The sequence below is a fragment of the Bartonella sp. DGB1 genome, assembly GCF_041345015.1.
In the GTDB taxonomy this organism is placed as follows: domain Bacteria; phylum Pseudomonadota; class Alphaproteobacteria; order Rhizobiales; family Rhizobiaceae; genus DGB1.
Genome location: NZ_CP166769.1, coordinates 985086 through 1010562, shown reverse-complemented (window position 1 = coordinate 1010562; position 25477 = coordinate 985086). Strand labels below are relative to the sequence as shown.

Here is a 25477-nt window from a genome sequence, read left to right as displayed (position 1 = left end):
ATTAATATCCTATAAGTATCTTGTGTTTAACATCTCACTAAATTCCAGTTCTGCATTTTGTTCTGCTTCATCTACTAACATTTGATAATAGTCAGATTCTTTTACGAAAATTGGTAAACAATCATTCTCAAAGTTTAATCTGCTAGCATGTAGCTTACACCAGCTTCTAGACATGGCTTCTTCGTTAGTATTGCCCATAGTATTATTTTTATGATTTACCCAATCTATTCTCTCTGCATCATTTTTAAAGTAAGCTATGTCATAAAAGATATCGTCTAATAACTGCTCTAAATCATTTATAAAGACATCTATATCTGTGTTAGGAGCTAGTTCAAATTGCATTGGATTATCTTTAAATAAATCCTTACAATGACCACCTAAGATAAGTTTAACTTTTATAACACTCATTTTATTATCCTATTTTAGACAAAGCACATCCGTGGCGAGAAATCGCATTAATCTTTAAATTGTTTGATAATCTTTAGTTATTACCCCCGTAAAGGGCAGGGTTGATTTACTGATTTGAATTAGGCGAAATAGCTAAAATAATAAACAGAGCTATTAATACACATAATAAAATTAAGCCAATATTCATTAATTAACCTTTCTTGATAGTTTTATTCTTAGTTCTTCGTCAGTCTTTGACATTTGATTATATATAATCCATAAGAATATCCTTTTTAAGGATTTCCATTGACAGTCTTTAGGGTAAGGAATAGGACTTTTCTTTTCGTCTAATGCATCTACTGTTTTGTTAAACTCATCAAATTCTTTAATAATAGCTTGGGGTAAATATTCTCTTCCTTCTAACGATATATTTTTATATTGCTCGTATATACTAGGAACAACATATATCCCGTTGATATTTTTAAATTCCTCGTTAAATAACTCAACCTTAAAAAATCTTTTAAAAAAGCTATAACTATAATGTAAAAAAGCATAAAGTTTTATAATGCTAAATGGTTCTTTAACATCAAAGCTTGAAATAAATTTACCGCTGTAATCAACTGTACGGTAGGTTTTTGTTGCGGTTAGAGCGCCGTAAAAATTAGCTATTGCTTGAGGGGTTAGACCTTCTACTAACTCTTGGGTAATAGGCTCCATATTTTTATACTCCTAAGTAACGTCTTATTTTGTGGCTAATCGCCGAAATCAATTAACCACTACAGTGCCTGAAAACTTTAACTTACTGCCTGTTCTAGAGCGGGGACAATCTTTCTGCTTATTGCGCCGTTAGGTAATTGTTTAATAATCATTACTTTATTAAAACCTACTGGTATTTTTTTAATCATTTCGTACCTCATAATTTATCTTTAGCCTTATCAGCTAGGGCGCATAGTAAGCTGTATAATTGTAAATTAAGCCTATTATCACCTGTGCTTATTATCTGTTTAGCTAATTTCTTTATCTCTTCTAATTCGTTCATTTTATGACTTCTTATCTTCTTACCTAGACCAGATCTGCGGTTGCTTCTTCGTGGTCTATGGGTTATAGTTTAATAACATTCTGTGATTATGTCAATAACAAAATGTTATTATTTTAAATAAGGGAAATAAAAATGTGTAAAAAGCGGGATATAGAATTTATAATTGCAATAGAAAAAGAATTAACGTCAGCGCAAATTGATGAGGTTATTTTTTTATGGTATTTTTATAGTTTTCTAAAAAATTTAAAAACATAGACTTTTCTTCGTCTTTTAAATCTTTAAATAGAGCTAAAAGACGACTTTCTTCTTCTTTTATTATGCCAAAGGCGGAAGAAAGTAAGGTCGCTGGGGTTGTGTCTAGGGCGGGAGCTAGCTTATCAGCCCACTCTTTTGTTATTTTTCTTTCACCCTTTTCCAGATAATTTATTTGGCTTTGGGAAGCTCCTACCTTCTCAGCTAAATCTTTCTGAGTTAGCTTTTTTCTTGCTCTTAAATCTTTGATAATATTATTACTCATGTTTAAAAAACCACAAAAAGAGATTAAAGTTATTGACACAATCACAAAATAAGTTTATTTTTTTATTACAATTCACAAAAGGTTATTAATTATAACATGTTAAACAAGTTTTTAAAAGATAATAGACTGTCACAAAAAGATTTTGCGTGTCTTATAGGCGTCTCTCAAGCATCTGTATCGTATTATTTAACAAGGGAGCGGTTACCTAAGCCTGCAGTTATAAAAAAAATATTTGAGGTTACGGAAGGGCAGGTAACCCCTAACGATTTTTATAACCTAACGTCCCCGCAAGATAATAGTTGCGTTGGCGAAATACAACCTAAGGTTGAATAGATTAACACAAACAGCCCATAGTAGGAAAAGGAAACTAAGATGGAAAACATACAATTACAGAGAAATACAATTAATCTAGCTCCAGAATGGCGGGAGATGTTCAGTAATAACGCAATTACTCAAATTACAGTTGTAACAGAGGATAACTGTAAGTTTCATTGTGCAAATACCTATCTGTTTAAAGATAGTCCTAATTCTGGTGTCTGTCTCTTAGATAACGGGGACATAATGATGTACGCTACACATGTGTCAGATATTGATGGTGCCTGGATGGAAGTGACAGGAGTTAAGAACGAAGACTGGGGAGATGAGGCAATCTATTTCCCGCGGAATAGGATAAAATATATAAAATTTAGAAGTAAAAAAACCACTTAACAAAGGAAACTAACATGACTGCAATCTTAATATTAATAGCTACTTTACCATCTTTGGTTTTTTATTACGCTTTTAGAAAATTACAAAAGCAAACTAAAGAAGCCAGACGACTGGATGGGTTAGTGTTACATAACAAATTAGAAGAAGAGAAGAAACGGCTAGAGACTGAACTTAAAGAACGTTATGGTACAGATGGACATGTAAGAACCTATCCTAATAATATTATCTCAAGGTTAATTTTAAACAAAAACTTAGAATTACAATTTTCAAAGAATAATAATTTTAAGTTTGAGGCATCCAGAGACCGTTACGGCAGGGATATATTAAAAATTTTCCATGGTGAAGAAGAAATTATCTTATATGCAGGAGCAGTTTCTGGTGGCTTTCTTTGTTGTCTAGAGTCTGAAATTAGAGAGCATAATAAGCAAGTAGATTATAACAATAGCCAGAAAAAGGACGCGCCTACTGAAATAACAGATGCGAGCCAAATACCAGAAGCAGTTAATTAGGTGAATATGTCAATTATAGGAGCGTGCAATGATTAATATAGAAGAGATAAAGCAATTTCTAGCTAGTAAGGGGTTATATCTACACGACATTAAAATACATGCGGGTGGAGATAACACTGTGACAGCGAGCATTAGAATAGCAAATCATAATAGTATAGAAGCTGGGTATATTTGGTTAGATGAACGTTTACCAATGCGTGCTAGCGTAGAGAACTACATTGTTGATGATAAGAGTCCAACTACAAGATATTTTAAAATATGTGATGATGATTAAAGTTATCAGTCTGATGGCTGGTAATAGTTGCAGGTTCTTTAGTTATGAGTTTATTCCTCTCTAAATTGTAGTTTGTTTTTTGTCTCTCTAACTTTACAATTTTCTAAATGAACCTGCAACTTTTAATAGAATACTACTAAGACTAAGCAATAAGGAAAGTAAATAATGAAACATCTTATAACCAGCCCTGAAGACATCGGCTTTACTCTTGATAAAGTACGTAAGCAACAAGGGTTATCCTTAGAAGATTTAGAAGGCTTGTCTGGCTGTTCTTATTCTTCATTATATCAATGGCGTGTAGGTAATAAGGAACCTAAGCTAAAAACAATTTTAAAAATGACAACAGCCTTAAAGGTAAAAGTAATTTTTGAAGTAGGGAATACTGAACAGAAGTAAGTGTTGCTATTTTTTAAATTGTTAAAGAGATTCAAAGGAGATTAACAATGAGTGCAAATAATAAAACACCGTGGGTTAGATGGTTTGCTTCTGATTGGCGTGCTGGTGTGGCTAGTATGACCGCGGTTGAGAAGGGGGTTTATATTAGTTTAATATCATTAATGTATGATAAACAATCACCGATAACTAAAGATTTTAAAAGATTAGCATATGATGCAGGTTGTACAGTTAAAACATTTATTAAAGCTCTAGACTTTTTATTAGAGGATGGCAAAATAATAGTTACTTCTGATGATAAATTGTGGTCCACAAGAGTTGGAGAAGAGCTTAGTGTCTCTATAGAAAAGAAAGCCGAAATCAGCGAGAAACGTTCACTTGCTGGTAAATTTGGAGCTGAGGTTAAGAAGCAAAACCAAGCAAAAAATAATTTTGCTAACGATTTGCTACAAGCAAACGACAAGCAAAATCAAGCTAACCAGAACCAGAACCAGAATAATAAAAAACCAAATACTAAAGTATTTGTCAAAAAAGCAAAAATCCCTCCAGATGATTTTAATATTTTTTGGGAAGAATATCCGCATAAGGTCGGTAAGTCAGTAGCTATCAAAGCTTATAGCTTGGCTAGGGAGACGGTAACTTGTGATGTTATTTTGGATGGTTTGCGACGATACAAGCAATCCAAACCTGAGAGTTATCAATGGCTTAACCCTTCAACATTTTTAAACCAAAAGCGTTGGGAAGATGAACCAGCAAAGGTTATTAACTTACCCGTTACTAGCTGGAACAATGACCATAAGCGACAGGCTGAAACAGTGAAAGATATGGATTTTAGTAAGGTTTTTACTGATTTTGGACAAAAGGAGCAAGTAAATGCAACAGGCTAAACTTAACGAAATTGAAAGGAAATCTGAACAAATAAAGCGGTTGTTCACGGTTTTACGTTCACCAAAGCTAACCCTAATTGAAAATATCAGCATGTTTATGACTGAATATGCTAAGGCGGTTGCACCTCTAACAGCTAATGAAACTAAGAAATTAATTGATGATTTGTTTATGGGGCATCATGGCGAATTAAAAGGTTATGTTCCTTCAATTGACCATTTTTATAGGCTAGTTAGAGCTATCTTGTCTCGTCGTGAATCTGAGAATAACTTAACCAAATCGCGAGAAGAACAGCTTGAGCTAGCGATAAAGCAATATGGTAAAATTGTGTTAGAGGATGTTTGTCCTTTTGAATATAACAAGCTAGTTGCAGATGGTTTATTAACTAGGGAAGATTATTATCACTATGGTTTAAAAACTATTCACTCACATTCTGCAGACCTTGATGCGATTAACGCTTATGTATTGGATAATTTCTCTTGGCGTCAGCTTGAGGGAAGGAAGTTAACTCCTGATGAAGTAATATCAAAGTTGCGAGAAGTTAACCGTAATTGTAAGAGCTTGTTTGTGGGGTAGGTAGTTATGGAAAAGCTTAAAGAGCAAAATTATTTATCCGCTGTAACATTAGCAAAAGCAGGTTATTATATCTTTCCATGTAGGGGAAAAGGTAAGCGAGCTAAAGCACCTTTATTAAAACAAAGCTGGCGCGCTATTTCAACCTTAGATTTAGAGCAGATAAAACTTTGGTGGGACAATTACCCAGATGCAATACCAGCTATAGATTTAGGAAAATCTAACTTAATAGTGTTAGATGCTGATAAAAAAGCTAATGTTGATGGTGTGGCTAATCTATTAGAGCTATTTAAACACTATGAATATGATATTAGCAATATTTTTACAGTTATTACAGCTAATAACGGCATTCATTTTTATTTTAAACAACCAAAAGATGTAATGCTAGGTAATGCTACAGGAGATTTGCCTCAAGGGGTAGATGTGCGTGGTGCCGGTGGTTATGTTATTGCTAGCGGTGCTATTCTGGAAGATGGTAAGAAATATATAGCTAAGGGTAGTTTTACTAATATTGTTACTTTGCCTAACTGGATAAAAGACATAATCACAAAGCCTAAGCCCGCTGTTAAGCATGTTACTAGAGTTAAAAAGCCATCTGTAAGTTCTTTGCTTGACGATAATTTTCGTCGCTATGTAGATAAATTAGTGGCTGAGGAAATGCAACAGCTTCGTTATTCCGCTACTGGTACAGCTATTAATAAGTTATCTACCTCGGCTTTTAATCTTGGTACCTTGGTTGGTGCTCATGTGTTAAGTAAGATAGAAGCTATATCAAAATTAGAACATAATAGTTTCTATTTAGGATTAAAGGCTAAGGATGTATTAGCGACTATTAACTTAGGTTTACAAGCTGGTATAAGAAAACCACGTGATTTAAATGTGGATATATAAGAGTTAGTTAATATTGTTAATTATCACGGTATGTAAGGTATGGTATTTGTAATATATTAAAACATGTTATAAGTTATTTGTGAAATGGAAAGAGTTATGTATAGAAAAATTTGTTTACCTATTGTGTTCTTTTGTTGTTTTGGATTATCTGCTTGTGGTTCATTTAATATTGTCGAAAGAACTTTAACTGCTGATCATGGGTATCCCCCATATAAAGTAACTCCAATTAAACTTTCCGATTCAATAGAAAATAAAGTTAAAGAAGCTGTTAAAAGTTTAGTTAAAGACCCTTATTCTGCGCGCTATTCTTTTGTACAAGCATCTAAAATTTATGTTGCTGGGGATTCTCAACCGTTGACTTATGTATGCGGATTGGTAAATGTTAAAAATCCTCAAGGTGGTTATGTAGGAGATACTCCGTTTTTTGCTTTTACCCCGAAAGTAACAAGGAACAAACTGCCTGATGATTATTTCGCTGTTTTTCTAGGTCGTGATTATGGATTTTCTGATTATGAGAAAAATTTTAATGAAGGTATTAGGAAAGTTTGTAAAACACATGTTATGAAAATTTTTCCATTAAGTCATAATGCTGAATTACTCTAATTTTTCGAGCAGTTGATAGAAAAAGCTCCGTAATAAATGCGGGGCTTTTTTTAATGAAGTGCTTGCTTGGGGTTGTGCTAAAGGTTTATATCTATTAAGTTATTTGCTTTGTGGATTTAAAGCAGTGATGTTAAGTTCTAACACTAGTATTTGTTCCCTTAAATAAAAACAATAAAAAAACCCTATAAAAAAATTATAGGGTTTTACAGAGTCTATATAATGGTCTTAGAAATGATAGCTGAAGCCAATACGTACATCATGGCTACTGAGACCGTTTAATCCATAAGTTAAAGTAGTATTTTCGTTGGTATCTGTTTTGTTGGTATAAGTTATTTTTTTCTCGTAATTAGAAAAACTGTTACTATAACGGTATTCTGCTCTAATACTTGTATTTTTATCTAGTTTATATTCGAAACCCGCTCCTAATGTCCAGCCAAAATGTAAGTTATTATCCTTTTCAACTTTTGTTATTATGTTCTCTAGTTTGTCTTTTCTGTCTATTATCTGTGTTAATTTATTTTTAGCGAACTTTTCAATGTCATATTCTGGTAAATCATACACTGCATTAATACCACCAGCAACATAAGGTAAAAAATCACCTAAATTCCATCCTAATCGAGCACGTAAAGTACCATCTAAATAGTCATTTAAAGGCAATTCTATATGCTCAATCTTCCTAGGGAGTTCATCGTCTTTTGGCTCACTGGCTCCTTTATAATGTCGATGAGATAAAGTTAATTTAGCATATATATCTAATTCCGCACCTACAACTATTTGCTCGGTAATTGCATGATTATAACCTAAGAACAAACCCGTTAAAAGAGATCTGGAATTAACCGAATTCATTTTACTTTTGCCAAGTTCCTTGGTTTCATAATCTGAACTCGAACCGTCCTTTTTTGTAGTTATTGTTGATTTTATAGAAGGATTTTTTATGCGATTTATCGCAAAAGAATCTGCCGCACCTAGATAAAACCCAGACCAATTGTCATCATTCTTTTTGTTATTTAAAACTTTACTAGCGGATGCTTTTGGTAAGTAGGTTTTTTTTACTTACAGTAGTAGCAGATACTTGACTCATTGAAAAAACTGAACCAAGTAAAATATAAGACAAATATTTTAATTTCATAATAACCTCATAAAATAATTAATAAATACAATAAATAATCGATAATTAGCTAAGTAGATATTGACTAGCATAATAAGAACATCTTCTTATATAATAATAAACTTAAATATATAGTTATAAACATTTATTTTTATCGATTTTATTTAAAATTACGTTCTACAGACTCTGTTACTTTGTTTATAGCAGTAGTAAATTGGTTGTATGAAGATATCATTTAATAAATCATCTATAGGCAGTAGTGTTAGTTCCATTGGTTTTATACCAAGGGTTAAGGATAGTTTTTTTTAGTCTTGGATGGAGTGGTTATCATTACGTAAGCAGGCTTTAAAGCGTGCATGTTATAAGTGTAGCTGGTGTAACTCCACCAAACGTTTATATGTTGACCATATTAAAGAGATAAAAGATGGTGGAAGCCGTACAGATTTAGGTAATCTGCAGGTTTTATGTGCTTCTTGCCATAATAAGAAAACCTCCCTGGCTAAGAAAATGCGACAAAATAATTAAAAGGGGGGGTAATAGTTAGCTTTTTAGGAGGCTCTCTTTTGTTCGGGAGGGGGCTCAACTCTGGAGATTTTTTTTTTAAAAAAAACTTTGATTTTGGGATGATTTTTGCAATTATGAAACATGCTAAGCAAGGAAAAAATAACAAAAACGTAAGTTTTCCACAGAAAGTTACTAATATTTCCACGGTAATGACCCAAGGAATAATGCGTAACGGTGTTTATACGCCTTCTACAGAAGAATTAGAGAAGGTTAAAAAATTATTGGGTTTAAATTGGTCAGATGAAAAAATAGCAATTTTGCTAAAGCTAGAGCTATCTGTATTTCAGGTGTCATTTGCTGGTTTATTATCGATGCGTGAATATTTTATTTTGCAAAAAGAAGAACAGCTAACAGATTTCTTATTAGAAAATGCCAAACAAGGAAAAGAAACCGCAGTAAGAAGTCTTTTAAAAATGATTAAAGGCGACGAAAGGTCTAGCTATGTTAGTAAAAAGGAACAAGCTAGCGAATTGGCAGATAATTTTAATCCTCGAGGTTGGGTAAATGCAAAATAATAAATATTGGGATTTATCCTTTCCTAATTGGTGGGAATCTTTACAGGCTGGTAAAAGCTTAGTTCCTGATTTACCACTTGATAAGGAAAGAGCAGATTTTGCAGTTGCTTGTTTTAATCGTCTTTGTTTACCAGATGTTGCTGGCACTCCTTTAATGAAGGATTCAGCGGGTGAATGGTTTAGGGATATTGTTCGTGCGATATTTGGTTCATGGGATAGTAAAAATAATAGGTAAGAATGATTAATCATATTTTTTGCCTTGTACCTAAGAAGAATAGTAAGACTACTGGCGGTGCGGCGATAATGTTGGTTAATCTGATTTTAAATGAGCGCCCTAATGCAGAAATGCTAATAGTAGCTCCTACATTGGATATAGCCAAGATATCATTTGAACAATTATGCGGAATGATTGAAATAGATACGTATTTAAGTAATTTATTTCATATTACTTACCATAAGAGAGAAATTAAAAATTTACAAACCGGAGCAGTTTTAAGAGTTAAAAGCTTTGATGTTAAAACCCTTACCGGAGTAAAACCTGTTGCCGTATTAATTGATGAATTGCATGTTATTGCTTCTTTGCCACAGGCTGAACGAGTTATTACTCAGTTACGTGGTGGTATGGCTAGTGTTGCAGAAGGTTTTATTTTAACTATTACTACGCAAAGTGACCAAGCTCCTAAAGGAGTATTTAAAGAACAGTTACAAGTTGCTAGGAAAATACGTGATGGTGAAATAAGAGACACTAGAACCCTGCCAATATTATATGAATTTCCGCAAGAGGTTCAATCAGGTGATGATGAGCAATGGCGCGATGTTAATCTTTGGAAATATGTAACACCTAATTTAGGTTTATCCGTTAATTTAGATTTTTTAAAAGAGGCTTTTAATGAAGCCGATAGAGCAGGTGAGGCTAGTTTAAATCGTTTTTTATCACAACATTTAAACGTGCAAATTGCTACTGATTTAACCGGTGAAGTTTGGGGAGTTGCTCCTTATTGGAAGGATTGTATAGATTATTCGTTAGCCTCAGTTGAGAATCTTTTAGCCAAAAGCGATAAGGTAACTATTGGTATTGATGGTGGTGGTTTAGATGACTTACTAGGTTTATGTGTGCTTGGTTTAAATTCCTCTACAGGTAAATATTATAGTTATTTCCATGCTTTAGCCGATAGGATAATTTTAGAACGTCGTAAAGATATAGCAGTACAATTAACTGATTTTGAGCGGGAAGGTAGCTTAAGCTTTTATAATAAAAGCGGTGAAGAAACTAGCTTTATTGTTAATTTAGTAAAGCAAGTTAATGCTAGTGGTAAATTACCTGCTATTGCTGGTATTGGTGTAGATAGTGCCGGTATTTCTAGTGTTTTATTAGAATTACAAAATGCAGGTTTTACTATCACTCAAAATGGTGTAGCTGGAGCTGTTACTGCAGTTCCGCAAGGTTATAAATTAAGCGGTACTATTCAAGAGATTGAAAAACTTATTAAAGATAAAAATCTGTTTCATAGCGGTAGCTTACTGATGGAATGGGTTATTGGTAATGCCAAATTAGAACAACGTGGCAGTGCTGTTTATATTACTAAGAAAATCAGCGGTAGAGCGAAGATTGACCCGTTAATAGGTTTATTTAATGCACATCATATATTGATGAGTCAATTAATGGATGTGCGGTCTAATTCTATGAACCACTTTTTAGATGTCTTTAGTGGGGGTTAAGATGGCTATATTGGATTTTTTTAGAAAGAAAAAAACAGAAGATAAATTTATACCTGTAATAGATTTATTCAATGCACATAATATTTGTAATAATAGTCCATTGAAAATATCTGCGGGCTGGGCATGTATTAACCTTATTGCAGATACTATAGCTACTTTACCAATTGAGATTTTAACAAGGGATAAGCAAGGCATTGAGATTGATAATAAAGATAGTGTTTTATATGACTTGTTAAAATTTTCGCCTAATGAACATCAAACTAAAGAAGATTTTTTTGCTTGTATAGTTGTTTCGTTAGAATTATTTGGTACTGCTTATATTAAAAAGACTATAGCTGGAAATAAATTAATCTCTTTAATACCGTTAAAGTTTGATGATGTTAGCCGTGTTACTGAGAATGAGCAAATTTATTATTATCATAAAACCGAAAAATTAACCTCTGCTGATATTATCGAGATTAAAGGTCGTGGTGGCGGTATCGTTAAAGCTTGGCAACCATTGTTTTTTGGCAAGGGTATTTTTGAACATGCCAGTGCAAGCGAAGAAGTAGCAAGGAAGTTTTTTATCAATGGCTTAATGTCTCAATATGCTTTGGAGTTTACTCAAGATTTAACTAAAGAGCAATACCAAGAAGTAAAACAATATTTAGCTGAATTAGCTCCTTTAGGTGAAAACGGTGGTAAACCGCCTGTTTTACCACCTTATACAAAGCTTACTTCTTTGCAAGCTAATTTTTCAGAAAGCCAAATGTTAGAGAGCCGTATTTTTGCGGTTGAAGAAATTTGTCGTTTTTTTGGTATTCCTCCACATATGGTAGGTGCTCCTTTTAAGGGTAGTTCATTAGGTGGTGGAATTGAAGCTACTAACGCTATGTTTTTACAATATTGTTTACGTGGACGTATTAAGCGAATTGAGTCAGCTTTTGAAAAATCCTTATTTAATTTATCTGAACGTAAGCAAGGTTATCGGATTAAGTTTAACTTTGAAGGTTTATTAAGAGCCGATAGTAAAACCCGCGCAGAAAATTATCAGAAGATGTTAGCTAGTGGAGTTATGACCATTAATGAAGCTAGGGCTTTAGAAGGTTTATCTCCAGTTACAGGAGGCGATATTCCTAGAATGCAAATGCAATATGTTCCAATTACTCAAAATCCAATGGAGGCAACTGATGGAAACAAAGGCAATTAAATTAGAGGTTAAAGAATTAGCAGAAACAGGTGAATTTAGTGGTTATGCCTCTGTTTTTGGTGTTGTTGACCATTCTAATGATGTTGTTGTTAAGGGAGCTTTTAAGAAAAGCTTAGATAAACATAAAAGTAAAGGCACAAATGTTGCGATGCTTTGGCAACATAAACGAGATAGTCCTATAGGTGTTTGGCAAGAAGTAAAAGAGGATGATAAGGGCTTATTTGTAAAGGGTAAGCTTGTTACTGGTACCACTCAAGGTAGGGAGACTTACGAGTTATTAAAAGCTGGTGCCTTATCTGGTTTGTCGATTGGTTACTTCGTTAGAGATTATGAATATATCGGCGGAGCCAAACATTTAAAAGAAATAGAATTACAAGAAATATCGCCGGTTACATTACCTTGTAATGAGCTGGCACGAGTAGAACATGTTAAATCACAAAAGGAAATCATAGCCATGGAAACATTAGAAGTAAAACAATTGGTAGAACAATCTACTAAGAATTTAGAAGAAAAAACTCAGAAGTTAGAAGAGACTTTTAAAAAGTCTTTAGAACAAGAAACTAAGACTTTAAATAGTAAGTTAGAAAAATCTGAAGCAGAAAATAGGCAGTTAAAAGAAGAAGGTCAGCAATTAAAAAAATCCGTTGATGAACTTAAGGATAATTTTTTAGAGTTAGCTCAGAAACAATTAAATAGATTAGATTTATCGGATGAAAGTACTAAAAGTATAGGACAGCAGTTTATTGAGAGTGAGCAGTTTAAGTGTCGCCCTAGTTCAAAAGAGAGTACAATTTCTCTAGAGGTTAAAAATGTTATTAGTACGTTATCTTCTAGTGTAGGTGGGCTTGTAAAGCCACATATTGAAAGTGGTTTTATAGCTTTACCTCGTAGAGAGTTAAAGATTAGGGATTTATTACCAATTAGAAAAACTTCTAGTGACTCTATACAATATAGTGTAGAAAAGGATTTTTCTAATAAAGCTTCTATAGTTAAGCAAGGCGAATTAAAACCTTATTCTAATTTTACTATTGAAACTAAGACGGCTCCTGTAGAGACCATTGCTCATTTATTTAAAGTTACCGAGCAGGCTCTGGATGATATTCCTACCTTACAAGGATATATTAATGATAGGCTTGTTTATGGTTTAGATTTGTTTGAAGAAGACCAACTTTTAAATGGGACAGGAACTAACAATCAGTTAACAGGTCTGTTGAAGGTTGCTAGTAAATTTAAAGATGTTACTAAATTTCAAACACAAGATAATTTACGCACTCCATTAGAAAATTTAAGATTAGCTAGAGCACAAGTAGCACTTTCTGGTTTTTTTGCTGATGGTATTGTCGTTAATCCTATTGACTGGGAAAATATCATGGGTCTTAAGGATACGACAGGTCGTTATTTGCATGGTGACCCTTTTAAACAAAGAGAAAAAACTATTTGGGGTATTCCTGTAGTTACTACAGAGGCGATTGAGCAAGGTAAATTTTTAGTTGGTGCTTTTAAGATGGGCGCAGCTATTTATGACCGCTGGTTTACTAGAGTTTCTTTAGCTCGTACAGGAGACGATTTTGATAGAAACCTTATTAGCTTAAGAGGTGAGCGTCGTATCGCGTTAACTGTATTTAGACCATCTGCATTTATTCATGGTGCTATTAACGAAGGTGTTCCAGAAGGGATATATACTAATGTTAATATTATTGAAGGTAGTAAATCAGGTAAGAGTGCTTAATAGCAACTGACAATTGTTGCCTATCTTTATGTTTAAGGTAGGCAACAGCTACTAATTTTTGTGAGGCTGGAATGAATAATCTTTATATGCAAAGGCAAGGTAATTTTACTTTTAGCTTTTCTGAAGAAGTTGATACTGCAGAATATGATGATTTTGTCAAACATTGTTGTCTTGATGGGATTACTGCGCAAGAAGGTTACCAGCTAAAAAATTATATTTTATCAGCAAAAGAGCATTTAGAGCAGGTAATTAATTATCCTATAAGAGAAGTGAATGTAACTTATGACGGAGAATTCACTAGAGAGCCTATTGAGTTGCCAGTTGCTAAATTATCTAGTGAGATAGATAAGATATTATTTTATATGGGTGATGAAGTTATTAGTGCATCTGCTAAGATAGAATATATTGATGATAAAATTTTTGTAACTATTAATCCTCCTGAACTTAAGCAATATAATTATAGTGACATTACTCGGCTTTCTTTTTCTTTTAGGGGTAGTTTTTTAGCTTATCCATTACCGCATGCTTTACGCCAAGCGTTAAGATTACATGTTGCTAGTATGTGGGAGTTTAGAGGCGAAAAAGGCACGATAAAAGCTTACGAATTAGAAGAATATGAGCGTTTAATCTTTCCTTATAAAAAGATAAGGATTTAAGACAATGAGAGCTTTACATGCATCAGTTATATTTTACTGTCAGCAATTAGTAGAAAATGCGCATGGTCTTATAATTGGTGAAGAATTTAAAGAATTTTATCAAACTAAGGGCAGTTTTTTTGTTAAATCAGCGGTTCAAATTTACCAAGCAGGAGCCTTGCAAGAAAGCAAGAAATTATCATTAAGAATAAGAAATATTTGTAAGGCTAAAAGCTTAAAAGCTGGAGATATATGTAAGCGTGTAAAATCTGATGATGCAAGCTGTTTAGCATTTATTTGTAAATATAATATTTTATCGATTTTTCCAGATAATAGAGATGCAAAATATTTAATCTTAGAGTTAGAGGAGATTAAAGGTGATAACAGCTAGTTTAGATAAGGTAAATAATTTTACTAAGCGACTTAAATTATTGCGCGAGCGTAAAATAGAAATGTTAGAAGCTACGTTTGAGGTTATGGAGCAAGAAGCTAATAAAACTGTACGTCAAATGCGTGAAAGAGTGCCAATAGATAGTGAAGCTTTAAAAAATTCTATTAGTTGGACTTGGGCTTCAGGGGCACGCCCTAATAATATTTTAGCTGGTTCTTTCAATAAAAATAATTGCGAATATCGAGTTTATATTAGTGCTGGTACTAGAGATAAATATTTGGGCGATAGAGATGCTTATTATTTTCATTTTGTTGAATTTGGCACGATAAATCAATCGGCGCAACCTTTCTTTTTTCCAGTTTGGAATGGAGGAAAGAAGCAAATAAAAGCGAAGATAAGAAAAGAGTTAAATTGTAAAGTTAAACAATTGAAACAAACAGGTCTGAATTAATGTCAGTAGCTTTAGATGTACAAAATGCTTTAACAGCAAAGATAAAAAGCTTAAAGGGCTGGGAAGATATAAATATATCAGATTTTCCAGTTAATAATCCAAAGTTACCTTATGTAACCTTTGGTAGTTTTTGGACTGATAAAACTAACGAATTTGACAGAATTATTTTTGATATGCGTGTTCAAATTGATATTTGGAGTAAGGCTTCTGATGAGAGTAAAAATATCAAGCTACTTACCTCAGATTTAGAGCATTATTTATTAGGTAAATTAGCAATAGCCGATGTTCTAATAGCAGAAGTATTAGAGATTAAATCCATGTCGTTATTGGATAGAGATGGCGAAACTAGCCATGGGATTTTAACATTAACCATAGAGGTAATAAAATGGCAGAAAAAGTAACAACAGAAGATAACACCCGCATTAGAGGTGAGAAAATCATCGTTTATTTAGGTGAAATAATCCAGATGGACGGTGAGAAGAAAGTAAGATTTAAAAGTTTTTGTGTTGGTAATTCTAGAGCTTTACAAATTAATAAAAGTTTTGCTGAAGAAGAGCAAATTACTTGTAATGATAATGGTAATTTACCATGGACTTCGGTAATGCCAACAACTTTAGCTTGGTCGATGAATAGTGAATTTGCAATTGATAAGGATTTTTTACTTACATGGCAAGAGGCATTTTTATCCTCCACGCCTAAGATAATAAAGATGGTAGTACAATTTCCAAAGCAAGCTATAATTTATAAAGGTTGGGCACATATAGAAAATTTTGAGATTGGTGCTGAAAGAACTAGCTGGGTTAAGGCTACTATTAATTTTAAAGGTACAGGGAAATTAACTATAGAAACTTTAGATAAATTAGACCCTAAGCCAAATGAAGATTTACAAGATGTGAATATATTCCCAGAGGTAAGTGCAGATGCTGTAGCTGATGATGAAAAGCCAAAAGCAGTATTATTATCTAAGGTTGATAAAAAGCAGGAGATAAAATAATGCAATTAATTTTAGATAAAGAAAAATATCCGCTTAAGTTAAAGATAGGACAATTGTTACAGTTAGAGAAAATGTTATCTGATAATTTAGGCAATATTTCTCAGCGTTTAGCTTTGGGTAACTGGAGTGTTGCAGATGTGCAAGCGATAATTTACTTAGCCCTTTGTGGCGGTGGTTTAAATGAGGTTAAAGCACAAGAAATATCAGATAGTTTTTTTGATAAAGAACCAATTTTAACCGCGGTTAATGCTTGTGGTAGCATTATAGCCACAGCTTTAACTGGGGCTGTAGCAGATGAAGTTAAAGAAGATACCAGCAAAAAAAAAGCCGAGCGTTAAGTGAGGTAGATTTTTATGGGTGGGGAGCGGTTGTAGGACTTTCTCCTACCCAGATTGATTGTTTATCGTTAGAACAATTTTTTCATATGATTAAAGGATATATTAAAATTAAATATCCTCAGGTTGAAAAGCCCTCTTTTGATGATGACGATATAGAGTCATTTTTAACAGCAGTTAAACAAGGAAAGTTCAATGAGTGATGCAGTAATAGTAAAGCTTGGTGTTAATGATAAAGAATTCCAGCGTGGTATGGCTAGGGTTGAAGGTATCAGTAATAAAAGCTTTAATAATATTGACCGTCAAGCTAAGGCATTTTCTAAAAAGATGCAAGCGACTAGTCAAGGTTTAGTTAATGCGATGAAAGCTCCCTTGTTAGCAATAGGTGCCGGTTTTGGTGGTAAAGAAATTTTAAAATTGGCTGAAGAATGGGAGATTTTAGCTGGTCGTATTAAATTGGTAACGGGTGACTTGGGTACAGCCAATGGTATTTTATCGCAATTAGGAGAAACAGCTTTAAAAACGCGTTTTTCTTTTAAACAAACAGCAGAGGATTTTATTCAATTAGCCGATGTCATGAATGAATTAGGCAAATCTAATCAAGAACAAGTTAAATTTTTAGAAGCTTCTAACATGGCATTATTGCTTTCTGGTACTAGTGGTCAAGCTGCAATACCAGTTATGCAGGCTCTAAAAGGGGCTATTATTAAAGGTAACTTAAGTATGGGTCAATTTAGAACCTTAGCTAATCAGGCAAGTAGTAGGTACCGGTGCTTGGGCTAAGAGTTTAGGTAAGACTACTCATCAGTTAGGTAGAATGGCAAGCGAAGGTAAACTAACAGCTGAAGTAATGATAAAAGGTTTAATAGATGCTATTCCTGAGATGCAAAAAGAAATGGAAGCTCTACCAATTACTTTAGCTCAGTCATTCACTAATTTAGGTTCAGCTTTGGCTATTTTTGTTGGTAAAAGTAATAATGTAAATATAGCGAATAGAGCCTTAGCTGACAGTATAAATTTTTTAGCTAATAATTTTAATACGTTAGCCAATATAGCTATTTCAGTTGGTTTTATTTTTGGTTCTGGTGTGTTAGTTCGTGCTTTAGGTGGGATAACAATAACAACTATTGAAGCAACAAATTCAGCAGTAAAATATGTTAAATCATTAAAAGATATACGACGCGCTAGTTCAGCGTTAGAGGGGTTAAAATTTTTAGCACCAATGTTAAATGGTGCTGGTTTAGCCTTAGGTGCAGTTGGTTTAGCTTGGTACACATATAATCAATATGCTAATCAGGCTTCTAACACTACAAAAGAAATTACCGAAGAGATGAAAGCTTTAGGTGTGGTAGCCTTGAAGGTTAAAAGCCAAGTATCTAACGTTGAGATTAATTTCAGTGCCAAAGATATAAAAGAGGCTAGGGAAGAAATTAAAAAAATAGATAAACACAGCGGGGCTTTACCTCACACAATAGCGAAGCTTAAGACTTCTTTTGAAGGAGCAAATAAAGAAATAAAAGACTTAGGAGAAAGTTTTTTATTTCTTATTGAAAAAGTTAGAAAAGGTCAACCTGTATGGGACGAAGTAAACAAAACAGCACAAGCTATTGCAGATAAGAAGCCTCCAGAAAAAATATTAAATCTTTTAAATAATAGTTTAAGTGTAACAGCAAAATTGATTATGAATTATGAGAAGCTTAATAAATCTGGAGGGGAATTAATTCCTCGTCACCAGCTTATAGCGGAATTTTATAAGAATTTACCATATGACGCAAAAAAGCATATTGTAGGGTTATATAAATCACTGCAGGAAGAAGCTATCACTTATGAACAGTTTTTGAAAGAGTTTTTAGCTAAACTTGCGGAAATTAAAGGCGGTATTCTTGAACAAGACGCGAGACAAGCGGAAAACCTAGCAAAACAATTAGGGGAAGATTTAAACAAGATAAATTTAACAAAATTGAATGAGCAGATATCAGATATTATAAATTCCAATAAAACGAACCCTTCTAAAGAAGCATTTGATGAGTTTATAGAAGCACAAGAAAAATCTTTAGATTTGAAGAAAGAAGAAACCAAACAACAGACTATTTATAATAAATTAGTGTCAGATGCAACTAAACAACTTATAACTTTGGACGACACGAGAAAAGAGAAATTAGCTGAGTTAGCAAAAAAAATTGTTAGAAATGAAGCTCTTGAGGGTTTTGATAAAATACAGCAAAAACTTAAAGAAGAAATTGCGTTAGTTGAACAAGAAAATGATGATTTACTAAAGCAAGGTAAATTAACTCAAGAACAAATAACTTTAGAATTAGAAAAACAAAAAAGACTGCGCCAAGAATATGATTTGATAGAAGCATTAGGTTTAGATAAGAAAGACAAAGAAAAAAAGAAACAAGAAGCTAAAGAAAATATAGATGAAATATATGCGGGTAAAGCAGAAAATGCACAGCTTAAGGGAGGAAAGAACGATAGATTTAAAGAACTTAAAAATATTTTAAGTGATGTTAATAGTCAAACTAAAGAATTAATCAGAAATATTTTTGATGGTAAGAAGGCTTTTGAGGCTTTTGGTCATGCTACGGCTAATGTTTTAGGTAATTTAGCTTCTAGATTAATGGATAAGAGTTTAGATTTATTTTTTAATGCTCTAGGTAATAGTAGTGCAGGTAGTGGTTGGGGTGGAGCAATAATTGGTGCTTTAAAAAGCTTAGCTGGCTATAGTGATGGTGGTTATACAGGTGATGGACATAAATATCAAGTTAAGTTTAGTTCATGCTGGTGAATATGTATTTCCACAACATGCCGTTAAAGCTATTGGTTTATCAAATTTAGAAGCTTTAGCTAAAGGTGGTTTACCGCAATTACCTAAGGTACAGCATTTTAATCAATCGCAAAAATCTTCTAATATCTTCAATTTTAGCATTAATGTAGAAAAAGATGATACTGGCTTAGTTGAGCAAATAAAAAATGTTGTTATGGAGAGTGTTGAAGATATCGTAGATAATCGGCGATTTAAGGAGGGTGTAAATAACTTTATGAACCTACAACAACGCAATAAATATTATAAAGTTTAGAGGGTGGATGTTATGAAAATAATAGATATTCTGAATATTCCAGAAGCTAAACCGATAGCGGGTATAGATGATTATATACAAAGTTATTTTTATGTCTCTGCTTTAACGCTTAACTTAGTGAAAGATGTTATAAGTGATAAATCTGGCAAGACAGTTCAATATAATAATATTACTCCTAAATGGAATGTTTCTATTAACTCCAGAATATTAACTTTAGCAGAATTTGAACATGCAAAATCTTTAATAAATTTACTTATTAGCCAAGGCTTTTATTTTAAAGCTTATGCTCCTGATTTATCTAATAACTTACCTGAGAGTTTGCCTATTAAACAGGTTGTTAATCTAAAAAATATTACTTTAGATGCTAAAGATTTACTATTACCTTTTTATTTTAATGTGATTTGGCAAGATAAAGTAACATTACATCAAGCTTTAGAAATAGAAGATAATAAAATTTTCTTTGAGCCGGCTTTATCTTTTGGCGTTGGTAAAAGTGATGTATCTAAGATTTTTTTACATAATCCTTATGTTTTGATGAAAATTGACCCTAAAAGCGTAAAAATTAATAAGACGAGCCATAAGATAGGTAAGCTAACTTTTTCAGGGGTTGAAATATGATGCTAGATATGGAGGAATTAAAATCATTATTATCAGCAAATATAATAATGATGGCTAATTTTGTAGTTATTGGGGTAAGGAAGCGAGATGTTTTTGGTCTGGTACAGACAACATTGAAATTAAGATATATGGCAAAAGTTATAAGTGTCAAGGGGTGGGTGATATTTTTTTTAATGAAGATGTGCCTAGCGATAATTTATTAGGTTTTAAAAATTATAATTTAAATATTAAAACCCAAGATATTAATTTACGGCGTTTGTTTACCTCGCAAGCAATTAAGAATGAAAAGCTAACAGCTTATATTGGTTTTTTGAATCCTGCTACCGGCTTATTGTATAAAGATTTTACCTTATCTTTGACGGGTATAATTATTGCTAGCCAAGAAGAGATAAGCTCAGATAATAAAAGTTCAATTTCTATTAGTTTAAATAGTCAAGCTTACCAGCTTTCGTTAGCTGGCATTAAGAAAAGAAGTAAAGCAGACCAACTTAAAAGACAACAGAATGATTATAGTTTTTCTCATACAAAAACCATTGGCGAGAAAAAACTTTCTTGGGGTGGGGGGGAGAGACAAAGCTCTTCGTTACAGATGGGACATTTTTTGGAATGGTGAACATTGGATATAGGAGCATTCTAATATGTTAATTTCATTTCTAACTAGTCTGGCTATCAGTGTTACAGCAGAGGCAATAAGGTGGGGAGTTTCGCGTCGTAGCACTCCATCGGTTAGTTCTACTCTTGGCGGTACTGGTGAAGTTCCACGTACCCTTGTAGTTGGTCGCACTATGGTAACAGGTTCAGTTATTTATGCCACTACTACAGGTGACCATGATGAATATTTAGTTCAAGTAATAGCTTTAGCTGACCATCCTATCAAGGGAATAAACGCTTTTTGGGCAGATGATGTTAAATTTACTCTTAATAGTTTTACTAATTCTGACCCTTATAATAGTCATAAAGGAAGAGTATTTTATATTAAAGGTACAGATGATACTAGCGAGAGCAGTGGAACTAATAGTCAGCGTCATTGGGTAAAATTTTTTAATGGTACGCAAACAGCAAGCGATAAATATTACAATCAGTTGCAGGTAAGGACTGGAAAGATACAAATATAGTTAAAGATGTTGCTTATGTTATTATGACTTCGCAAATATCATCAAAGAGCAATAATTTTCCTATCTTCAGATTTGAAATTGAAGGCGCTAAACTTTATGACCCTTCTAAAGATAGTAGTGTCGGCGGTAATGGTTCGCAACGTTGGGCTGACCCTAAGAGTTGGGGTGGTGATGGTGATAATTTACCAGCAGTGCAAATATATAATATTTTACGAGGGTTTAAGGTTGGCGATGAGATATTATTTGGTGTGAATGACCCACAAGCAACAGAGTTAATTACGAAAGATTGGATTAAATATATAGAAAAATGTCGACAGCCAATTGTATTAGAAGATGGTACTATAGAACCACAATATAGTTCTGGTTTAGAAATTAACACTTGTGAACCAGTAGGAGATGCAATAACAGAATTATTACTTGCTTGTGCTGGTAGCTTTTCAGAAAGTTTCGGTAAATTTAAAATATTTGTTGGTGCTCCAGATGAGCCTATTTTACATATTACAGATGGTGACTTATTAGCTGATGGTAAATTAATATTTAGTCCTTTTAATGATACTACGCAAAATATACGAGAAGTTGTCGCTAGTTATTCAGAGCCTAAAGAAAATTGGTCTAAGAAAGAATTAACTATCACAATAGATAAAGAAGAGGGTGAAAGCGAACTATCTTATAAACGTAAAGGTGGTGCTAATATCACTTATAAAGCTGTTCATAGTGGTTACCAAATTAAAAGATTGTTACGTTCTTTTATCGATGAAAGTAAAAAATCCTCAGCTCATGAAATTTCGTTACCAAGTAGATATTGGCATTTAGAGCCTAATGATGTGATAAGCTGGACTTCTGAATATTTTAACTATCAAAAGAAATTATTTCGTATTATTTATGTTTTACATAAAGCTGATTTAACGGTTGAACTTCGTATGATTGAGGTTGACCCTAATCATTATCTTCCGCATGCAGATGATTTAAAGCCGTTAGATTATACACCAGATATTGAACATGTAATAACAAAACAATCTATCAGTGATTTTATGGTATTTGCGGAGGTTTTAAAAGATACCCGAGGTGTTGATGTTCGCAATGGTATTCGTATTAAATGGGATAAGGATGTTTTAGATGTTGATTTTGTTGAATTTGAAATAAGAGAATCTGCCAGTAAAAAAACTATTCATTCTGGTAGGTCAGACAGACCACGTCAGGGAGAAATATTTATTAGTCCTAACGCTTTACAGCCTTTAACTAAATATGCGGTTAGAGCTAAATATGGTAAATATAAAAAAACTAAAGAATTTATTTGGTCACATTGGGAAGAAATTACTACCCAACAAATTAGACCAATATCAAAAGATTTATTACAAAAAGATATTAAAGATTTTATTACGGCCGACCTTGCTAAAAAGCAAAAAGAAGATATACAAGAAGTTAATAATTTAATTGAACAAGGTGCAAAGCATTTTACCCAAAAGTTAGCAGACCAAGGTGCAAAATATGAGCAAAAGATAGTAGTAGTTACTAATGCTACTAAATCTTTAAGTGCTAAGGTTGATAATAATAAAGCTGAGTTAGATGGCACAATCAGCCAAGTGCAAGATAGTTTAATTAATAAGTTAGAACAGACTAACGATGGTTTAACTGTCTTAGCTAGAAAGATTAATTCTATTGATTTAAGTCTTGGTAATGTTGATGCTAAAGGTTACTTTCGTGCTGAAGCAACTTACATTAAAGATAAAGCAGAAGTGCGTGTTGGTTTAGGTGCTACCTTAAATAGTGATAAATGTAATAAAGATATCAATTTACACCATTCAATAGAGTTAGTTGTCTCTGAACAACGTGGTAATTATGCTATTTTAAATAGTGATAAAGTAGTATTTGCAAATGGTGTTGGGACAGCTTACTTTAATTTATCTCCTAAAACAGATAATAAAGCAAATGCTTTTGAATTAAAGACTATTGTAGGCAAGACAGAAAATAATTTAACTTTTACTGAAACTAAAGAATTAACTTTTAATGATGAAGTTGTATCCACTCCTATAGGTATGATCAGTGCCTTTGTTCATACAAACGACATTAGCGGTTGGATGTATTGTAACGGTAGATCATTACCGAAAAAAGATTATCCAGAATTATATAAACTTATAGGTGATGATTGGTGGGATAATAAACAATCTGAGTTAAATAGGTTAAATGAAAATATATGCCAAGAGTTTTTAACCAATCCAGCTAATGAGGAGTTAGATGAAGAGATAAAAAAATATTTATCGTTATTATTAGCAAACATAGAGTTATTTAAACAAAAAGATGAAAGAAATAGTGATAGTACAATAAATAATAATGTCAGCTCAATGAGTGGCTTATCACAAAAATTAATAAATAATAATAAAGATAAAAATGTTGTTGAGACAGATTTGCTAGAAGTATTTACTAGATTAGTATCTAATTATATATATATTGGGAAGAGGAATATAGAAAGGTAAGAGGTTCTGTAAGATATTGGAAAAATAATGATGGTAAAGAGCCGAAACTTTCGCAGATAAGAGAAGTTTTTAGTAAATTCCAAATTAGGGCTATTCCTTGGATAAGAGATGTAGATTATTTTAAATTACCTGATTTACGCGGTAGCTTTTTACGAGGTCTAGATGGTGGTAGAGGCTTAGACGTTGATGGTAAGGATAGAAAGATAGGAAGTTATCAAACAGATGAATTAAAAAGCCATAGGCATTATAATATATATGAGACAGGTAATTATGCTAAGCCTTGGTCTCTTGCCTATGGTTCCCCTTTATATGGTGACGGTAATGAAAGAGCAACTCGTTCAGAATATACTGGCGGTAGTGAAACCAGACCTAAAAACTATGCTGTAGCTTATCATATAAAAGTTAGGTAATTAGGGTCTATAGACCCTGTTAATTTATTCTTTAGTTGGTAATAATCTTTATTATTTTTTATGAAAGGATAAATTATGAGTTTAATAAAACAAGGCAGATTAAGTGATGAAATTAATCTTAATTTTCAGAGCAAAATTATGCATTTTAAACCTACAGAAAAAGAAGATAAATTTGTAGATGTTTTTAGTGGTGATTATTTAATACGTAAATATAAGGTTCATGACGGTAATTTATTTAAAATAATCTTAGGTTTAGCTAACGACTTACCGAATGAGTCAATTAAGACTATCTTTAAATTATCTGACAAGAAAGAATTTTTAGGAATAGATTTAACAGATAAAATCTTTTTAAAGAATAAGATATTTGCTAAAGGGTACGAGTTAACAAATGAATGGTCAGGGATAACGTTTATATCTGATGAAGATATTGTTACTATGTTTGCTACCCCCATCAATCTGCTGAGTTTGATACTAAGCCTAAAATATTAGTTATGCACCTACTACAGCCAGATAATTTAACGGATTATAACTTATCTAGTTTTAAAGAACATTCTCTATAAATATAGTCTAGTCTACAGACTCTGTTAAGCTTATTTACTCCATGCTATTTTTTTATTTTATGGAGTAAACATGCGAAAAATAAGTAAATATGGTCTTTCTTGTATTAAACAATGGGAAGGTCTACGTTTAGAGGCTTATCGTGATGTTGCTGGTGTGTTAACTATAGGTTACGGTCATACAGGAAAAGATGTAAAGATAGGACAACAGATTAGCCGTAATCAAGCAGAAAATCTTTTATTAAAGGATTTAGCTAGATTTGAAGAGGCTGTTTCAAAATATGTAAAAGTTGATTTAACAGATAATCAATTTGCTTGCTTAGTTTCTTTTGCTTTTAATATTGGTGTTACTGCTTTTAAAGGTTCTAAGTTATTAAAGAAGCTTAATAAGGGTAACTATGATGCTGTCCCGCAAGAGCTAATGCGTTGGACTTATAGCGGTGGTAAAATATCACAAGGATTAGTTAATCGTAGGTCAGCGGAGGTCGGTTTATGGGCTAAAGGTTCAAGAGTATCCTCTCAATGTGTAGATTGTGATAGAGACGAACAAGAGCAGATAAGCAAAACAAAAGAAGGTAAAGCCGTTGCAGTTACCTCTATAGGTGCTTTAGGTGCAACTTTTACCGAGATAGCTAGAGAAATACAGCCACAATCAGAAAATTTTACCATCTTACGTTATCTCTTTGCCATCCTAACCTTGCTTGGTATTGGATTAACTTTGTTCGCGGTAATTAAGCGGATGAGGGGGTAAGAGGTAATACTGAAATATATAGCAAATCTAAAAATAATCATTAGATAATAGATATCTAAGGTT

35 protein-coding genes and 1 pseudogene are annotated in these 25477 nt (G+C 32.9%); 31 read left to right on the top strand and 5 right to left on the bottom strand.

What is annotated here, in order from left to right; all coding sequences use genetic code 11:
- Positions 1-9: 9 nt before the first annotated feature.
- From AB6T46_RS05100 to AB6T46_RS05085, 4 genes are all read right to left on the bottom strand, one after another.
- Positions 10-408 (bottom strand): hypothetical protein, encoded by a 399-nt coding sequence (locus tag AB6T46_RS05100; RefSeq protein ID WP_370931074.1) that lies wholly within the window; start codon positions 406-408, stop codon positions 10-12.
- Positions 409-594: 186 nt separating this feature from the next.
- Positions 595-1104 carry a hypothetical protein gene (locus tag AB6T46_RS05095; protein ID WP_370931073.1) on the bottom strand — a complete coding sequence of 170 codons (510 nt, stop codon included), beginning with the start codon at positions 1102-1104 and terminating at the stop codon, positions 595-597.
- 196 nt (positions 1105-1300) lie between these two features.
- Positions 1301-1426 carry a hypothetical protein gene (locus AB6T46_RS05090; RefSeq protein WP_370931072.1) on the bottom strand — a complete coding sequence of 42 codons (126 nt, stop codon included), beginning with the start codon at positions 1424-1426 and terminating at the stop codon, positions 1301-1303.
- A gap of 205 nt (positions 1427-1631) precedes the next feature.
- Positions 1632-1943: a helix-turn-helix domain-containing protein gene (locus AB6T46_RS05085; protein ID WP_370931071.1), complete on the bottom strand. Its 312-nt coding sequence runs from the start codon at positions 1941-1943 to the stop codon at positions 1632-1634.
- Between the two features lie 96 nt (positions 1944-2039).
- Between AB6T46_RS05085 and AB6T46_RS05080 the strand changes: the two genes are divergently transcribed.
- From AB6T46_RS05080 to AB6T46_RS05040, 9 genes are all read left to right on the top strand, one after another.
- Positions 2040-2276 carry a helix-turn-helix domain-containing protein gene (locus AB6T46_RS05080; protein WP_370931070.1) on the top strand — a complete coding sequence of 79 codons (237 nt, stop codon included), beginning with the start codon at positions 2040-2042 and terminating at the stop codon, positions 2274-2276.
- A 39-nt stretch (positions 2277-2315) separates the two neighbouring features.
- Positions 2316-2651, top strand: a complete 336-nt coding sequence (locus tag AB6T46_RS05075) for a hypothetical protein (RefSeq protein WP_370931069.1) — start codon at positions 2316-2318, stop codon at positions 2649-2651.
- Between the two features lie 14 nt (positions 2652-2665).
- Positions 2666-3160, top strand: coding sequence for a hypothetical protein (locus tag AB6T46_RS05070; protein ID WP_370931068.1), 495 nt, complete (start codon positions 2666-2668; stop codon positions 3158-3160).
- A 28-nt stretch (positions 3161-3188) separates the two neighbouring features.
- On the top strand, positions 3189-3434 hold the full coding sequence (locus tag AB6T46_RS05065) for a hypothetical protein (protein WP_370931003.1): 246 nt from the start codon (positions 3189-3191) through the stop codon (positions 3432-3434).
- 165 nt (positions 3435-3599) lie between these two features.
- Positions 3600-3830, top strand: a complete 231-nt coding sequence (locus AB6T46_RS05060; protein WP_370931067.1) for a helix-turn-helix domain-containing protein — start codon at positions 3600-3602, stop codon at positions 3828-3830.
- Positions 3831-3877: 47 nt separating this feature from the next.
- Positions 3878-4714: a DUF1376 domain-containing protein gene (locus AB6T46_RS05055; protein WP_370931066.1), complete on the top strand. Its 837-nt coding sequence runs from the start codon at positions 3878-3880 to the stop codon at positions 4712-4714.
- Positions 4701-5288 (top strand): hypothetical protein, encoded by a 588-nt coding sequence (locus AB6T46_RS05050; RefSeq protein WP_370931065.1) that lies wholly within the window; start codon positions 4701-4703, stop codon positions 5286-5288. The genes AB6T46_RS05055 and AB6T46_RS05050 overlap by 14 nt, the downstream gene beginning before the upstream one ends.
- A gap of 6 nt (positions 5289-5294) precedes the next feature.
- Entirely contained in the window at positions 5295-6176 is an 882-nt protein-coding gene (locus AB6T46_RS05045) for a bifunctional DNA primase/polymerase (RefSeq protein ID WP_370931064.1), read from the top strand.
- 96 nt (positions 6177-6272) lie between these two features.
- Entirely contained in the window at positions 6273-6779 is a 507-nt protein-coding gene (locus AB6T46_RS05040) for a hypothetical protein (protein WP_370930999.1), read from the top strand.
- Between the two features lie 225 nt (positions 6780-7004).
- Here AB6T46_RS05040 and AB6T46_RS05035 read toward each other — a convergent pair.
- Positions 7005-7760: pseudogene (locus tag AB6T46_RS05035) on the bottom strand (outer membrane protein); the annotation flags it as partial.
- A 442-nt stretch (positions 7761-8202) separates the two neighbouring features.
- Here AB6T46_RS05035 and AB6T46_RS05030 point away from each other — a divergent pair.
- The 22 genes from AB6T46_RS05030 (at position 8203) to AB6T46_RS04925 (ending at position 25414) form a co-directional block, all read left to right on the top strand.
- Complete coding sequence (locus tag AB6T46_RS05030; protein WP_370931063.1) at positions 8203-8412, top strand: HNH endonuclease; 210 nt, start codon at positions 8203-8205, stop codon at positions 8410-8412.
- Positions 8413-8510: 98 nt separating this feature from the next.
- Positions 8511-8966: a hypothetical protein gene (locus AB6T46_RS05025; RefSeq protein WP_370931062.1), complete on the top strand. Its 456-nt coding sequence runs from the start codon at positions 8511-8513 to the stop codon at positions 8964-8966.
- Positions 8956-9201 (top strand): hypothetical protein, encoded by a 246-nt coding sequence (locus tag AB6T46_RS05020; protein ID WP_370931061.1) that lies wholly within the window; start codon positions 8956-8958, stop codon positions 9199-9201. Before AB6T46_RS05025 ends, AB6T46_RS05020 begins: the two co-directional genes overlap by 11 nt.
- Before the next feature lie 2 nt (positions 9202-9203).
- On the top strand, positions 9204-10685 hold the full coding sequence (locus tag AB6T46_RS05015) for a terminase TerL endonuclease subunit (protein WP_370931060.1): 1482 nt from the start codon (positions 9204-9206) through the stop codon (positions 10683-10685).
- 1 nt (position 10686) lies between these two features.
- Entirely contained in the window at positions 10687-11874 is a 1188-nt protein-coding gene (locus tag AB6T46_RS05010; RefSeq protein ID WP_370931059.1) for a phage portal protein, read from the top strand.
- Complete coding sequence (locus tag AB6T46_RS05005) at positions 11855-13603, top strand: phage major capsid protein (protein WP_370931058.1); 1749 nt, start codon at positions 11855-11857, stop codon at positions 13601-13603. Before AB6T46_RS05010 ends, AB6T46_RS05005 begins: the two co-directional genes overlap by 20 nt.
- 71 nt (positions 13604-13674) lie before the next feature.
- Positions 13675-14259, top strand: coding sequence for a hypothetical protein (locus AB6T46_RS05000; RefSeq protein ID WP_370931057.1), 585 nt, complete (start codon positions 13675-13677; stop codon positions 14257-14259).
- A 4-nt stretch (positions 14260-14263) separates the two neighbouring features.
- Positions 14264-14629: a hypothetical protein gene (locus AB6T46_RS04995; RefSeq protein ID WP_370931056.1), complete on the top strand. Its 366-nt coding sequence runs from the start codon at positions 14264-14266 to the stop codon at positions 14627-14629.
- Positions 14616-15080, top strand: coding sequence for an HK97-gp10 family putative phage morphogenesis protein (locus AB6T46_RS04990; RefSeq protein ID WP_370931055.1), 465 nt, complete (start codon positions 14616-14618; stop codon positions 15078-15080). Before AB6T46_RS04995 ends, AB6T46_RS04990 begins: the two co-directional genes overlap by 14 nt.
- A complete protein-coding gene (locus tag AB6T46_RS04985; protein ID WP_370931054.1) occupies positions 15080-15481 on the top strand; it encodes a DUF3168 domain-containing protein in 402 nt (133 codons plus the stop codon). The genes AB6T46_RS04990 and AB6T46_RS04985 overlap by 1 nt, the downstream gene beginning before the upstream one ends.
- Entirely contained in the window at positions 15466-16074 is a 609-nt protein-coding gene (locus AB6T46_RS04980) for a phage tail tube protein (RefSeq protein ID WP_370931053.1), read from the top strand. Before AB6T46_RS04985 ends, AB6T46_RS04980 begins: the two co-directional genes overlap by 16 nt.
- Positions 16074-16412: a gene transfer agent family protein gene (locus AB6T46_RS04975; protein ID WP_370931052.1), complete on the top strand. Its 339-nt coding sequence runs from the start codon at positions 16074-16076 to the stop codon at positions 16410-16412. Before AB6T46_RS04980 ends, AB6T46_RS04975 begins: the two co-directional genes overlap by 1 nt.
- Positions 16413-16604: 192 nt before the next feature.
- Positions 16605-17192, top strand: coding sequence for a tape measure protein (locus AB6T46_RS04970; protein WP_370931051.1), 588 nt, complete (start codon positions 16605-16607; stop codon positions 17190-17192).
- A gap of 34 nt (positions 17193-17226) precedes the next feature.
- The gene (locus AB6T46_RS04965) at positions 17227-19197 is read left to right on the top strand and encodes a hypothetical protein (protein WP_370931050.1); all 1971 of its coding nucleotides are present in this window, start codon (positions 17227-17229) and stop codon (positions 19195-19197) included.
- Positions 19157-19489: a hypothetical protein gene (locus AB6T46_RS04960; RefSeq protein WP_370931049.1), complete on the top strand. Its 333-nt coding sequence runs from the start codon at positions 19157-19159 to the stop codon at positions 19487-19489. Before AB6T46_RS04965 ends, AB6T46_RS04960 begins: the two co-directional genes overlap by 41 nt.
- Positions 19490-19501: 12 nt before the next feature.
- The gene (locus AB6T46_RS04955) at positions 19502-20107 is read left to right on the top strand and encodes a hypothetical protein (RefSeq protein WP_370931048.1); all 606 of its coding nucleotides are present in this window, start codon (positions 19502-19504) and stop codon (positions 20105-20107) included.
- Positions 20104-20310, top strand: coding sequence for a hypothetical protein (locus AB6T46_RS04950; protein ID WP_370931047.1), 207 nt, complete (start codon positions 20104-20106; stop codon positions 20308-20310). The genes AB6T46_RS04955 and AB6T46_RS04950 overlap by 4 nt, the downstream gene beginning before the upstream one ends.
- Positions 20262-20720 (top strand): hypothetical protein, encoded by a 459-nt coding sequence (locus tag AB6T46_RS04945; RefSeq protein ID WP_370931046.1) that lies wholly within the window; start codon positions 20262-20264, stop codon positions 20718-20720. The genes AB6T46_RS04950 and AB6T46_RS04945 overlap by 49 nt, the downstream gene beginning before the upstream one ends.
- Before the next feature lie 25 nt (positions 20721-20745).
- Complete coding sequence (locus AB6T46_RS04940) at positions 20746-21222, top strand: hypothetical protein (protein WP_370931045.1); 477 nt, start codon at positions 20746-20748, stop codon at positions 21220-21222.
- A 23-nt stretch (positions 21223-21245) separates the two neighbouring features.
- The gene (locus AB6T46_RS04935) at positions 21246-23696 is read left to right on the top strand and encodes a tail fiber protein (protein WP_370931044.1); all 2451 of its coding nucleotides are present in this window, start codon (positions 21246-21248) and stop codon (positions 23694-23696) included.
- Between the two features lie 485 nt (positions 23697-24181).
- Entirely contained in the window at positions 24182-24595 is a 414-nt protein-coding gene (locus tag AB6T46_RS04930; protein WP_370931043.1) for a hypothetical protein, read from the top strand.
- A 141-nt stretch (positions 24596-24736) separates the two neighbouring features.
- Positions 24737-25414 carry a lysozyme gene (locus AB6T46_RS04925; protein WP_370931042.1) on the top strand — a complete coding sequence of 226 codons (678 nt, stop codon included), beginning with the start codon at positions 24737-24739 and terminating at the stop codon, positions 25412-25414.
- Positions 25415-25477 lie beyond the last annotated feature (63 nt).